This is a genomic window from Streptomyces sp. NPDC002490 (assembly GCF_040296045.1).
Classification (GTDB): domain Bacteria; phylum Actinomycetota; class Actinomycetes; order Streptomycetales; family Streptomycetaceae; genus Streptomyces.
Genome location: NZ_JBEOWM010000012.1, coordinates 23,349 through 36,964 on the forward strand (window position 1 = coordinate 23,349; position 13,616 = coordinate 36,964).

The 13,616-nt window shown below is 72.0% G+C and carries 9 protein-coding genes; all 9 read right to left on the minus strand.

The features are described 5' to 3' along the window. Positions 1-3 precede the first annotated feature (3 nt). The 9 genes from ABT092_RS10170 to lanL all read right to left on the minus strand — a co-directional run bounded on the left by ABT092_RS10170 (position 4) and on the right by lanL (position 13,045). Positions 4-1,545, minus strand: coding sequence for a Wzz/FepE/Etk N-terminal domain-containing protein (locus ABT092_RS10170; RefSeq protein WP_351241886.1), 1,542 nt, complete (start codon positions 1,543-1,545; stop codon positions 4-6). After that, positions 1,542-2,939 (minus strand): polysaccharide biosynthesis protein, encoded by a 1,398-nt coding sequence (locus ABT092_RS10175; RefSeq protein ID WP_351241888.1) that lies wholly within the window; start codon positions 2,937-2,939, stop codon positions 1,542-1,544. The genes ABT092_RS10170 and ABT092_RS10175 overlap by 4 nt, the downstream gene beginning before the upstream one ends. Next, entirely contained in the window at positions 2,936-4,201 is a 1,266-nt protein-coding gene (locus tag ABT092_RS10180) for a glycosyltransferase family 4 protein (protein WP_351241890.1), read from the minus strand. Before ABT092_RS10180 ends, ABT092_RS10175 begins: the two co-directional genes overlap by 4 nt. Then, complete coding sequence (locus ABT092_RS10185) at positions 4,191-5,507, minus strand: nucleotide sugar dehydrogenase (RefSeq protein ID WP_351241892.1); 1,317 nt, start codon at positions 5,505-5,507, stop codon at positions 4,191-4,193. The genes ABT092_RS10180 and ABT092_RS10185 overlap by 11 nt, the downstream gene beginning before the upstream one ends. Positions 5,508-5,580: 73 nt before the next feature. Then, positions 5,581-7,059, minus strand: a complete 1,479-nt coding sequence (locus ABT092_RS10190) for a sugar transferase (protein ID WP_351241894.1) — start codon at positions 7,057-7,059, stop codon at positions 5,581-5,583. A 951-nt stretch (positions 7,060-8,010) separates the two neighbouring features. Further along, positions 8,011-8,898, minus strand: a complete 888-nt coding sequence (locus ABT092_RS10195) for an ABC transporter permease (protein ID WP_351241896.1) — start codon at positions 8,896-8,898, stop codon at positions 8,011-8,013. 8 nt (positions 8,899-8,906) lie between these two features. Continuing rightward, on the minus strand, positions 8,907-9,983 hold the full coding sequence (locus tag ABT092_RS10200; protein ID WP_351241898.1) for an ABC transporter ATP-binding protein: 1,077 nt from the start codon (positions 9,981-9,983) through the stop codon (positions 8,907-8,909). Between the two features lie 108 nt (positions 9,984-10,091). Next, positions 10,092-10,247, minus strand: coding sequence for a VenA family class IV lanthipeptide (locus tag ABT092_RS10205; RefSeq protein ID WP_351241900.1), 156 nt, complete (start codon positions 10,245-10,247; stop codon positions 10,092-10,094). A gap of 44 nt (positions 10,248-10,291) precedes the next feature. Further along, a complete protein-coding gene (gene lanL / locus ABT092_RS10210) occupies positions 10,292-13,045 on the minus strand; it encodes a class IV lanthionine synthetase LanL (protein ID WP_351241902.1) in 2,754 nt (917 codons plus the stop codon). Positions 13,046-13,616: the final 571 nt, after the last annotated feature.

A 13,616-nucleotide genomic window follows, 5' to 3' on the forward strand; every position in this document is an offset into this window, starting at 1 on the left:
GTTCTACCGCGCCTCCTGGTCGCTGTCCGGGGCGCCTGCGGCCGTCGTCGACGGCTGCCTCGTCCCGTTCTGCCGGGCCGACCGCGTCCGCGGTACGCCCGTCCTGTCCTGCGGTGCCGGTCGCCCGTCGGGGCCGCGCAGCGCGGTGTGCGGCCCGTCCCACAGCGTGCCGTCGGTCCGGTCCCGCGGGTCGGGGTCGATCAGCACCACGCCGATCACCCAGACGTCCCGGTCCGCGAGGTGTCGTGCCACGGTGTGCAGCCATGCCGCACTGGCGTGCCCGGCGCGCACCACGAGCACGGTGCGCTGCCCGAGGTGCTCCAGGTCGGTCCAGGCCGTGCCGGGAGCGAGCGAGCCGACGGCGATCCGGCGGGTGGGCCGCGGCAGGGACCCGGCGTCCTCGGCGCTGACCACCGTCAGGTCCCCGGGCGTGCGCTTGCCGTCCACGAGCCGGCGGTCCGGCAGCGCGTCGACGAGGGCCACCTCCCCCTCGTCCGCGAGTGCGGCGGCGAGGTCCACGGCGATCGCGGCGGCGCTGCGGGCGGCGCCCAGTTCCAGCAGCGAGACCGGTTCCGCGGGTCCGCGCACGGCACGGAGCAGGGTCGTGGCCAGCCGCTCCCGTGCCGCTCGGGTCCGTCGGCGGTGCCAGGGCGCCGGCCGCCGGCGCAGCTCCGCGAGGACCGAGGCGCCGAGGTGGCCGGCGATCTGCCGGCGCAGCACGGGGCGGTCCGCCACCACCGTGCCGACCACGGCCAGTGCGAGGCCGAGGGCGAGTCCGAGGACGAGCCCGATGCCCGCGTTGGTGACGGCCGTCTTGGGCAGGGAGTGCCGTACCGCGCGCGGCCCGTCCACGATCTGGGTGCCGGAGACGAGTCGGGGCGTGCCGGTGCGCGCTTCGGCGGCGCGCTGGTCGAAGTCGGCGATGCGCGAGTTGAGTTCGGCACGGCGGGCGAAGAGCGACTCGGTGCTCGCCGACGCCTTCGGGTCGCTGCCCGGCGGCCGGTCTCCGATGGTCTCGTTGACCTGGGCGAGTTCCTTGCGCATCCGGTCCCGCTGGTCGAGCAGCGCCTCGGCCTCGGCCTCGGCCGCCTCCCTCATCCGGCGCACGTGGTCCGTGACGAACGCGTCGGCCAGGGCCTTGGCCCGGGCCACGGCGTCCGCGTCGCTGTCTCCGGTCACGTCGATCTGCAACAGGTTGTTGGTCAGGCCGGTTCCCCAGTACTGCTGCATGAAGTCCTCCGGTTCCTCCGGGGACCCGAGGGCTTGCAGGGCCTGGCCGGCGATCCGGGTGGTTCCCAGCAGGGCGACGTCGGTGCGGATCAGCGTTCCGGTGTCGTTGGGTTGGTCCTCCTTGTGCGCGACCAGCACCTTGGTCACCGCGCTCGGCGGGGGCGGCAGCAACACCGCCAGTGCCGCACCGGCCACCAGCCCCAACAGTGCTGCGGTGCACCAGAGTCGGCGGCGTCTGATCACCGAGACCACCAGTGCCTGGAGGTCCAGGAGCGGAGTCGCGGCGGGCGACTTCGCCGTCGTGCTCGTCGTCACGCCGGCTCTCCCGTCGCCTGGCCTCGGTCCCCGGGCGCGGGAGCGTCGTCCTTCGACGCCGGGTCGGCGGACCCGGCCGGGCGGGTCAGGGCCGTGCCGGCGACGACGGTGCCGAGGAGCTCGTACCCGCCGTCCGTGCAGGCCCCGGCGACACCGGCGAGCTCCTCGGCGGTCCACCGGTGCGCGCTGAGCACGACCAGGGCGCCGGCTGCGGTGTCGTCACGGTCCGGCACCATCGGCCGGGACACCGAGACCCGCACCACCCGCAGCGCCGGACGGCCCCCGCCCGACGCGGGCGGAGGGGGAGCGTTCCGGGCCTCGACGACGAGTCGTTCCGCAGCACGGTGAGCGGTCTCGTCCCCCTCCGGGACGACCACCAACAGCTCGTGGGAGCCGGGCCGTTCGTCCCGGAGCCGGGCGCACACGCGCTGGTAGCGGATCCGGCTGCCGCTCTCGTCGCCCGCGGGGGACGGGCGTGGTGCGTCCCACCGGGTGTCGAGGGCGAGCAGGTGCCGGAGCCGGGCCCGTGGGTCGCGAGCTGCCGGGCTTGCGGAGCGGTCGACGGGCACGTCGACGGTGCCCAGGAGCACCGATCCCAGCGCCGCGGCGATCTCCGACTCGGTGCGCAACCGGCGGCTCGACCGTGCGGCCGCGAGGTGGCCGACGACCCCGAGCAGGAAGGACGACACCGCCCCCGCGCCGACGAGTTGCACCCGTGTCGGTGGCGCCTCCTCGGCCGGGCGGGCCGCCGGACCCATGACGACCATGCCGGACCTGCCGGTCGCCGGATCGGCCTCCTCCAGCTTCTTCACGGCCTCGTCCAGCGCGCTGCGCAGCTTTTCGAGCGTGGTCCGGGTCTGCACGCTCTCCACGGTCCGCCCCGGATCCGCCGCTTCGGCCAGGTCGGTGATGCGACGGTTGGTCTCCACCACCTTCTGCCGCAGCGCTTCGGGCCCCGTGGCCGCTTCCGGCTCGGCACCGCCGCCGGCGAGCCGCGTGGCGAAGGCGATGAACTCCTGGGCCACCCGGTCGGACAGGCGCTGCGCCCGCTCGGGGGTCTCGGCGGTGCCCGAGATCTTGATGATGGTTCCGTCCGTGGCCTGGGCGCCCACCCTGCCCCGGAGTTCGGCGGAGCCGACCCCGGTCCAGCCGAGTGCCGCGGCCGCGCGGTCGACCACCGTCGAACTGGTCGCGATCTCCACCTGGGTCAACAGTTCTCGTTCTTCCCACTGCCCCTGGAGCAGTACCGATGTCGACGTGGTGTACCGCGGAGGGAACACCAGCGAGGCGCCGTAGCCGACGAGTGCGCCCGTCAGGGCGAGGACCGTGAGGAGCCGCCCGCGCCGACGGAGGATCCGCCCGATGGTGACCAGGCGTATGGTGTCTTCGCTCAACGACGCGGTCGCTTCCCTATCCGTGTCCGGGCGCCCGCCGAGGTCCGGGTGCGGTCGCGGCAGGCAGCGGCGTAGGCGGCGAGCAGCGCCCGCTGGGAGTTGCGCCAGGAGAGTTCTCCGGTGATCCGCTCCTGGCCGATCTTGCCCATCCGCGCGCGCTTCTCCGGATCGTCCAGCAGGAGCGCGACGAGTTCGGCGAAGACGGCCTCGTCGTTAGCGGGCGCGTAGACGGCGGCGTCGGCGGCGGAGACCCTGGCCTCCCGGAGGTCGAACGAGACGATCGGGCGGCCCATCGCCATGTACTCCAGGACCTTGTTCATGGTCGACACGTCGTTGAGCGGATTGCGCGGGTCGGGGGACAGGCACACGTCCGCGGTGGACAGGTAGCGCACCAGGTCGGCGTCCGGGATGCGTCCGGTGAACTGCACCTGATCGGAGAGACCGAGTTCCCGGGACAGTTCCACCATCGCGTCGAAGGCGTCGCCGGAGCCGATGAACACCGCGTGCCAGTCGGTCCGCTTGAGGTCGTCACGGAGCTTCGCGAGGGCACGCAGGGCGTAGTCGACGCCGTCCTGCGGCCCCATGACCCCGAGGTAGCACAGCAGATGGGGTTTCCCGTTCTTCAACTCCGGTTCGGGTGGAACGGGTTGGAATCTCTCGACGGCGGGCGCACTGCGCACCACGAACACGTCCTCGGGACTGCGACCGCCACGGCGCACCGCCACGTCCCGGTAGCTCTCGTTCGTCGCGAGCACCACGTCCGCGGCCCGGTAGGTCAGCCGTTCCAGGGCACAGACGGCGCGGTAGAGCAGGTCCTCGCCCCGGTCGAACCGGGAGAGGTACAGCTCGGGCACCAGGTCGTGTTGGTCGAAGACGAAGCGGGCGCCGCGCCGCTTCAGCCGGAGCGCAGGCAGGAACAGCAGGTCGGGCGGGTTGCAGGCGTGGACCACGTGCACCGGGCCGACCTTGCGGGCCAGCCGGGCGGTGTGCCAGAGCGCCGATCCGTACTCCCGCAGGTAGCCGGCCGGACCGCCGGTGGCCGCCCGCAGCGGGTAGCGGTGGATCCGCACCCCGTCGATCACCACGTACGACTCCGTGTCCCGTTTGGTCCCCCGGGGGCAGATGACGTGCACCTCCCAGCCGGCGTCGCGCAGCGTCGTGCACTCCTGCCACACCCGCCGGTCGAACGGCACCGAGAGGTTCTCCACCAGGATCAGAGCGCGCCGACCGGTCCGGTCGCCGCTGATTGCATCACCAAGCAAGGCCCACGTACCCCGGTTCGGTACGACGCACGTCGGCGTCGGGAAGACGGATGAGATCGATGAGCAGCGGCGCGTCGCCGTGGGGCAGCGCCGCCAGAACCGCCGGGTCCCTGGTCCCGATCAGGCAGACCTCGGCGTGTTCGAGCACCTCGTCGACGGTGTCGGCGAGCAGGTGGGCCAGGTGGGGCAGGCGGGTCTCGATGTACTCGCGGTTCGCGCCGAGCAGTCGGGAGAGGCTCACGTTGGCGTCGTGGATCCGCAGGTCGTAGCCCTTGCCCAGGAGCCTCTCGGCCAATTCGACGAGCGGGCTCTCGCGGAGGTCGTCGGTGCCGGGCTTGAAGGAGAGGCCGAAGAGTCCGACCCGGCGTTTGCCGCTGCGTTCGACCAGGTCCACCGCCCGTTGCAGGTGCGCCGAGTTGGAGGGCAGCACGTGTTCGAGGATGGGGACGTCGACGTCGGCCCGCCGCGCGGCGTGGACCAGGCTGCGCAGGTCCTTGGGCAGGCAGGAGCCTCCGAAGGCGAAGCCGGGGCGTAAGTAGGCGGGGCTGATGTTCAGCTTCCGGTCGGCCAGGAACACGTCCATCACCTGGTGCGAGTCCACGCCGAGGGCCTGGCACACCGCACCCAGTTCGTTCGCGAAGCCGATCTTGAGGCCGTGGAACGCGTTGTCCGCGTACTTGATCGCCTCGGCCGTGGGAACCGGCACCCGGAACACCTCGCCGGGCAGGCCCTCGTAGAGTGCCGCCACCGCGTCGCCGCTGGTCGGGTCGAGTTCGCCGATGACGGTCTTGGGCGGGTCGAAGAAGTCCCGCACGCTGGTGCCCTCGCGCAGGAACTCCGGGTTGACCGCGACCCCGAAGTCCACCCCGGCCGTGCCGCCGGCGCTCTTCTCCAGGATCGGCACCAGCAGCTCGGTGCAGGTGCCCGGGAGCATGGTGCTGCGGAACACGACGGTCTGCCAGCCGCCCCGCTCGGCCAGGGCGGCGCCGATCTCCTCGGTGACCCGCTCCAGGTACGTGGTGCACAGGCTGCCGTTGGGCTCCGAGGGCGTGCCCACGCAGACCAGTGACACCTCGCTGCCGAGGATCGCCTCGCGGACGTCGCCGGTGGCGCGTAACGCCCCGGTCCGCACGACCTCGGCGGTCAGTTCGCCGATCCGTTCCTCGACCACCGGGGCCTTGCCGTCGTTGACCAGGTCGACCTTCACCGGGTTCACGTCCACCCCGATGACCTCGTGCCCCATGTCGGCCAGGCACGCGGCCGACACGCAGCCCACGTAGCCGAGCCCGAAAACGCTGATCCTCATGCTCCGTCCCTCCGCCCAGGCAGGCCCCCACGGCCTGCGGTCCGCACGCGGGTCGAACGACGACCCCCGCGCATCAGTAGGCCCCCTGCCCGTAGAACACCGCACGCAGCGTCTTCCACAAGATCACCGTGTCCAGGGCGAGCGACCAGTCCTCCACGTACCGCAGGTCCAGCCGGACCGCTTCCTCCCACGGCAGGTCGCTGCGTCCGCTGATCTGCCACAGACCGGTGAGGCCGGGCTTGACCAGCAACCGCCGCCGGATGTCCGGACCGTAGGCGGCCGACTCCTCCGGCAAGGGAGGTCGCGGACCGACCAACGACATCGATCCGGTGAGCACGTTGAAGAGTTGCGGGAGTTCGTCGATCGAGTAGCGGCGCAGCACCGCTCCCACCCGGGTCACCCGCGGATCCCGGCGGAGTTTGAACAGCAGGCCGGCACCCTCGTTGCGGTCGGCCAACTCGGCACGCGCCCGGTCGGCCCCCGCCACCATGGTGCGGAACTTGAGGATGGTGAACTCGCGACCGTCCTTGCCGACCCTGCGTTGACGGTAGAACGCCCCGCCCCTGCTGTCCACCAGGACGAGTGCTCCGACGAGCAGCATCAGCGGCGCGAACAGCATCAGCAGGATCGCGGCGCCCATCCGGTCCACGACCGCCTTGACCGCCCGGCGGCCTCCGGTGAAGGTCGGCATGCTGACCCGCAGCAGCGGTATCCCGAGCACCGCGTCGACGTGCAGCCGCGGGCCGGCGACCTCCATGAGCACGGGGGCGACGACCATGTCGGCGTCGCTGCCCTCCAGGTTCCAGGCCAGCCGCTGGAGCCGGTCGGGCGACCAGTGCGGGTCGGGGGTGACCGCGACGACGCGGTAGCCGCCGCGGCGCACGTGGTCGGCGACGTCCACCAGCCGGCCGACGACCGGCACTCCGTCCAGTTGGTCGCCGTCGAGCCCGCGGCCGTCCGTGGTGCAGACCGCGTCCACCCGCCAGCCGAGGTGCGGGAACTTGCGGGCCCGGGTGATCAGGTCGCGCACGGTGGCCGTGCTCCCGGCGGCGAGCACCGGTCTCAGGCACCGCCCTTCCTTGCGCTGCTTGTGCAGCCGGAGGCGCAGGAGGTAGCGCGCGCTCATGGTGACCAGCGCGATCGCGGGGATCGCGACGAAGATCCAGAGTTTGATGTTGCGCGAGGTGAGGGCGATCCCGCCGAGTGCCAGCACGACGGCGGCCATGAACAGCGAGTGCCCGAGCCGGCGGAACTCCTCGGCTCCCTGGCCGAGTACGGCCGGGGACCAGGACCGGCTCACCGCGAGCGCTCCCAGCACCAGCAGCTCGGTGCCGAAGGCGAGGATGCCCCACTTCTCGTGCCAGTTGGCGGCGTCCCGGACCCCGAAGAAGTTGCCGATGGCCGCCACCACGAAGGCGGTGGCCAGGGCATCGCTGGCGATCACGGTACGGCGGTAACGTTCCTCCCAGTCGATCTCGGGGCGGCCGATCACCCCGTTCGCCAGACGCCCGTGTGCCGACGGCAACGGGTTGGCTAATCCCCCCTGCTCCACAGAACCCCCCAGGTTCCCAGCGGTTCGACGTGTGCGCCTTACACTGTTCCTTCGAGAGGCCCCCGCCTCCCGCGCCGCGCTGTTCCTCCCGGAAGACCTCGGTCTCCCGCGCATGCCTTTCCGACGAGGTCCCTGCCGTGCGAACAGCCCACCCCGGCGGCAGCGGACACGGCTGTGCCCTGCTGAACCTTCACCGTGTGCAGAACCCGTTCGACCTCGGACGCTCCCCGCGTCCAGGGCCCCCCTCGGGCTCCGTGATCGCCCGCCCCCCGCGGTGCGGGGGCGGCGAATGCTGGCTGTTCGTCACGCCGGACTAGAGATCGTTCATCGTTCGTTTCGCTTCCGAGCAGCTGAAGCACGGTCAATCTAGACCATCGGCGCCGGTATGGAGAGGGGGTGTGTGCAATTTGTGTTCAAGGTTTGGAACTGGATCTTCCGATCGGTGTGCGCCCAACGGCCTTGGGACGATGGGGACATGCCCGGTGACCTGCGCCGATGGACGTTCCCGGGCCCCCCGGAACCAACAACTCCGAGGCGTACCGGCACTGCGGCCGGGACGCTCCCCCGTCCTGCTGACAGCTCCAGTAGGAGCATCGCGACGGAGCCGCGTCTACGCAGTAGTGATGAGTGATCCACAACTGACCTTCTGCGTCACCTAGTTCGACCGTTGCATCCCGCTGCCTCTGCGCCGGGGCGTGCGCCTGGGGGCGCACGAGGTGCGCGAGGCGAGCCAGCCGAAGGACGGGGAACGCACGACCCGATCACGTCGGCCTCGGACGCCCTCCGCAGGCGCAGGACCGGACGGGCGGGCGAGACCCCGTCAGCGCCACCGGACCGGAGATCGGCCCGAGGCTGATCGCACGGGCCCGGAGGAACCCGGGCCGGCATCCGGCCGGCGCTCGGGTCGGACACCCGGCCGGGCCGGGAGGAACCCGACCCGAGCGCCGGTGGTCATGCCGGACGGCTGAAGCGGCGGGCGGCCCAGAGCAGGGCGGTCGCACCGACCGCCAGGAGGAGGGCGCCCTCGACGAGGAGGGAGGGCTGCCGCCCGAACCACTCCATGCCCGCGCCGGCCCGGTCCGGTGCCCTCAGCTCGATGCAGCCGCGCAGCAACTCCACTCCGTGGGCCAAGGGGTTGGCGACGGCCAGCGCGTTGGCCCAGCCCGGCAGGGACTGGAGCGGGAAGAAGCCGCCGGAGAGGAAGAGCAGCGGCATCATCACCAGCCCGAGCAGCGTGTGGAACACCTCGGGGCGATCGAGGCCCACGGCCAGCGCCAGGGACAGGGCGGTGATGGTGAAGGAGGTCATCACCATGCCGGCGAGGAGCAGGACCAGCAGGAGGGGGTCGTAGGGCAGGCCCACCGCGCCGGACAGACCGAGCAGGACGGCACCCTGGATCGTGGAGACGGCGGTACCACCGGCACAACTCCCCAGCAGCAGGGTGGACCGGTTGACCGGGGCCATCAGGAGTTCCCGCAGATAGCCGCTCTGCCGGTCGGTGATCAGGCGGATGCCGACCATGATGGCCGGCGCCTGAACGGTCATCATCAGGATGCCGGGGAAGAGGAAGGTCTGGTAGCCGACGCCCAGCGAGGAGTGGGGGATCAGCGCGGCCAGCCCCCCGCCCAGGATGAAGAGGTAGAGCACCGGCTGGATCAGCATCAGGGCGGTGTGGGTGGGCTGGGCCGACAGGCGCAGCAGATCGCGGTGGAGCAGGGCGTGCACGGCACGCAGTTCATGGCGCACCCGGATCAGCGGGGCGCGTGCCGGGCCGTGCGGAGCGGCGGTGGCCGGTTCGGGGGAGACGACGCCCGGGGTGCGGGAGGGCGGGGTGGTCATGGGCCCTCTCAGGATCCGGAGTTCGGTACGGGGCGGGGGCGGGCGACGGTGTGGATGCTGCGGCCCGTGTGGTGGAAGAAGACGTCGTCGAGCGTCGGCGGGGTGGCGGAGGCGGCGTGCACGGCGATGCCGTGGGCTTCCAGTGCCGCGCACAGCCGGGGGATCCAGGCGCTGCCGTCGGGCATGCGCAGGCCCACCCCCTCGGGGTCCACGGCGACGGTGGCGTCCTGGGGGGTGATCCGGCGGACGACCTTGCCCGCCGTGGCGTCGTCACTGGTGCGCAGTGTCACCCGGTCGTCGCCGATGGCGGCCTTCAGCACCGCGGGCGTGCCGTGGGCCACGATGCGGCCGGCGTCGATGATGGCGAGGCGGTCGCAGTTCTCCGCCTCCTCCAGGTAGTGGGTGGTCACGAAGGGGGTGCTGCCGTGCCGGTCGCTCAGCGTGCGCAGGTGTTCCCAGATCTGGGCCCGGGCATGGGGGTCGAGCCCGGTGGTCGGCTCGTCGAGGAAGAGCACCCGCGGTGCGTGCAGCAGGCCCCGCGCGAGCTCCAGGCGACGCCGCATGCCACCGGACAGGGTCCGCACGGGAGCACGCCCGCGGTCGCCCAGTCCGACCACGTCGAGCAGCTCGGCGGCGCGCGGCCGGACCCGGCGGCGGCGCATGCCGTGGAGGCGTGCGTGGATGTGCAGGTTCTGCTCGACCGTCAGATCCGGGTCCAGGGCGCTGTGTTGGAAGACCATGCCGACCCGTCGCCGTACCCGCTCCGGGTGGGTGAGCACGTCGACGCCCGCCACGACCGCCTGTCCGGCGGTGGGGCGGGCCAAGGCGCAGAGCAGGGCGATGGTGGTGGACTTGCCGGCGCCGTTGGGGCCGAGGAAGGCGAAGGTCTCGCCTTGCAGCACGTCCAGGTCGAGGCCGCGGACGGCGTGGGTGGTGCCCGCCGCTCCCGTGTAGGTCTTGGCCAGCCCGCGGGTGCTGATGGCGCGTTCCGACCCGGAAGCGGCGTGCGCCGGGTGCGGGTTCTGCGGTGCGGACGTCGGACGGGCTGCACGGGGCGGGGTGGGGTCGCCGGTGTGCGGCTGCATGTCGGAATCCTCGTCTGCGGGGTGCGATGGGCGGAGGGCGCGCGGGGAATCCGACCGCTCCGGCCGGCGGCTGCCCTGGGGCGACCGCCGACCGGAGGGCCGTCTCTGCTAGGCGCAGCTGATGCCGATGCAGATGGTGTTGAGGAGGGTCAGCAGGCCGACGCACTCACACGTCGCGGCGAACGGGGCTCCGTCGACGCCGACGGGGTCGGTCTCCGGAAGGGCGTGCAGGCGGGCCAGCAGTTCGAGGGCCTGGTTCTCCATGACATTCTCCTTCTCCAGTGAGGTGGCGACAGGTTCCCTGCCGCTCAACCCGGCTGCTGGACCATCCAGTGCCGGGGGTCGGTGTGGCGTACCCGTAGGAGGAACGCCAGGATTCCCGCGGAGCCGTCGCTCCAGCCGGTCGAGACGTCCCCGTACTCGTTGGGGAAGACGACGTGGCCGTTGCGGTGGGCCCGTTCGGAGACGATGAGGCGGGCCAGGTCGGCGGCGTGCGCACGGTGGGCGGTGTCCCCGGTGGCCTCGGCCAGGTCGAGGAGGAAGTCTCCGTTGCCGGCGAGCCCGTGGCACTGGGTGAGGGGGGCACGGGAGGCGCGCTCCACGACGGCGCGCGCGGCTCCCCGGGCGAGGTCCCCGAACCGCTCGTCGCCGGTGACCCGCCAGAGCCGGGACAGGAAGGACCCGATGCCCGCGGACCCGTGACACCAGTACGGGGCGGTGGGCACGTCCGCGGTCTGGGCCGGCCACTGGACGGCCCCGCCGATCGTCACGGCATCGGCCACCAGGCGCTCGCCCACCGCGGTGGCGAGGTCCAGGTGTTCCCGACGGCGGGAGACGTCCGCGGCGGCGAGGAGGAAGCAGCCGATGCCCGATGCTCCGTGCGCGAAGCCGAGATAGCGTTTGCCCGGCTCGGCGGAGGCCGCTTCCGCGGGCACCGGCCAGCTCACCCCGGTGGGATCCCGCCGCACGACGGCGGTCAATCGGTCGGCCGCCTCCACGACCGCCTCGGCGAACCGCGCGTCACCGGTGCGGTGCCACAGATGGGCGGCAGCCAGTCCGCTGCCCGCCGTGCCGTGGGTGATGTCGTGGTGGAGCGTCGGCTCCTGCGGGGCCAGGGCGACGGCCACCGCGTGGTCCGTCAAGGTGCGGTCGTCGACGGCGCGCCCGGCCTCGTACAGGGCCCAAGCCGTCCCACGGCCGCCGAAGTGCAGTCCGGAACGCACGGAGCGGGTACCGGTCCGGGCCGCGATCCAGTGCCCGGCGGTGGAGATCAGCGCCGGCAGGCGCGGGTCGCCGGTGAGTTCGAAGTACCGCGTCAGGACCGCCAGGACACCGGCCGCGCCCTGCTGCACGGTGCAGGGGTCGGTCTCCCCCGCGGTGGTGGACACCGGCCACAGTCGCCGGTCGTCCTGCGGGGTGATCGAGTCGACGAGGTGGTCCACGATCCCGGCCACCGCGGCCTGGATCACCTCGTGCGACTCCTCGCTCCGGTCCTGCCCGGAGGCAGTGCGCACGGGGTTCGCCGTCTCCTGTGCCCGGTCGAGGGCCTCGCGCGCGCCGGCCGGATCCCAGCGCTCGACGGGCTCGTCCTTCATCAGTCCGAGGATGGTCTCCGGGAGGCCCTCCGGCAGGGGGAACGGGTCGGCGCAGGCGGCCAGCCAGGCGGCGAACCGCTGTTCCGCGGGCCGGTCGGCCGGTTCCTCGGAGAGCAGGTTCGGCACTCTGCCGAGGAGGACGAAGCAGATGGTGGCACCGAGGCTGTAGTAGTCCCCGGTGGGCGAGACGGGTGCGTCGACCAGGCGTTCCGGGGGGCTGAAGCCGGGGGTGCCCACCCGGGTCGGCAGTGGGGGGTCGTCTTCCAGGACGGCGAGTTCCAGGTCGATGAGGCGTAGTTCGCCGTCCGGGCGGACCATGACGTTGGCGGGGGTGAGGTCCCGCAGCACGCAGCCGTGGGCGTGGGCCGCCGCCACCAGGTCCACGAGCCGCCCGGCCTGGGCCAGCGCCTCGATGCGGTACTGCCCATGTCCCGCGTCGCGGAAGCGCTCGGCCACCCAGGTGCGCAGGGGCACGCCCGGGACCTCCTCCTGGGCCAGGAACAGGTGGCCCCCGTGCTCGAAGGTCGCCAGACCCTCCGGCGCCAACCCGGTGCCCTTGAGCTTCTCCAGCGTTCGGGCCTCGGCACGCAGCCAGTCGCGGACATCGCTGCCGGACCGGTCGGCCTCCACGTGCGGCCTGGCCTCCTTGATCACCACGGGGGCGCCGGTGGTGACGTCCGTTCCCCGGTAGACGCCGCCCTTGTTGGTGTGCCGGATCGCCTCCCGCACCGAGAAACGGCCGCCGAGCAGCACCGGTTCGCTCGCCGTCCGCTCGGCGCGCGGCGCAACCGGTACCGACGCGGGGAAGGGGCTGACCGCCCAGGGGGGCGGGTCGTACTGCCCGGAGCGCTTGTCCTCCACGGGGTTGCCTTCGGGGTCCTCGATGTACCACACCAACAGGCCGTCGTCCGACAACCGGCGCCGACCGACGAAGGCTCCGTAGCGGTAGTGCACCAGGCTGTGCGCGGCGTACGGCTGGTCCGACAGGATCCGCGGACCGGCCAACCCCGCCGTGGCCCGGTGCAACTCCTGTGCGAGACGGGCCGCGTCGGCGTCGGAGCACGGGTACACGGTGATGAACTTGCCCGAACTCCCCCGTGGTGTGGCTCGGGAGTTGAGGGCACTCACCTGTTCCAGCGAGCGGGCGAACTTGAACGCCGACTCGTCCCGCAGCAACACGCCCAGGGACTTCATCAGCACCTCCGGCGCGGAGGCGGCCGTTGCTGACACGTGTAGCTTCCAACCCTGCTCGCGCTGCGCCGCCGAGTCGGGCGTCAGGCGGCACCACATCTCGTCGGTGCGGGACGTCCACCGCGCGCTCGTGCCCGTCTCCTGCAACACCTCGCCGAGAACGCCTTCGAGGTCGACTCCGGTCGTCGGGCCCGAGCGCCCGCCCGTCCCCGCGGCTTCCTGCGCTCCCCGATCGAATGCGTCGTCGAGGTCGGCTCCCATAGTCTGGCTCGTCATGCACGTCTCCCTCAACGGCGAGAACCGCCGGCGAAAATATGCCCGTTCACATGAACGTAACAAAGTAGGCCCGACGGGCAGTACGAGAAGCAATGAGCGCGCGGTGTCTTTTCGGGGACTAGGGCGCCCACCAGCGCAGAGCGCGCCACGAAGGGCGCACGTCACGTCAACGGGAAGGAATTCGTCCGCCCGATGGGCGGCATATCGCCACCCCTCCCCGGGAACACCACCGACTTCACCCCACCCGCCCGCCATCCATATCCCTCAACGAACACCCTGGTCAGAGCGGGACAAGAGTTCCCGAGCCACCCCACCCACTCTTCACCCACACCACAGCGCCCCCCTGCGTTCGCCACCCCTGCACCACAAGACAGAAATTCGAACGAGACAGCGAATGAAGTCACCCACACGGGTATTCACAGCATTTCCTAGCACATGCCTTCGCCGCACAACTCCCCTCGTCGCGGAGAAATCACCCAGGACCCCCGAGGCCCTCGAATCGGACACACGATCAACACTCGAACGGATGCTCCGAATAAGTCGCACAACCCGAGGGCGCGGGGAAGTCCGC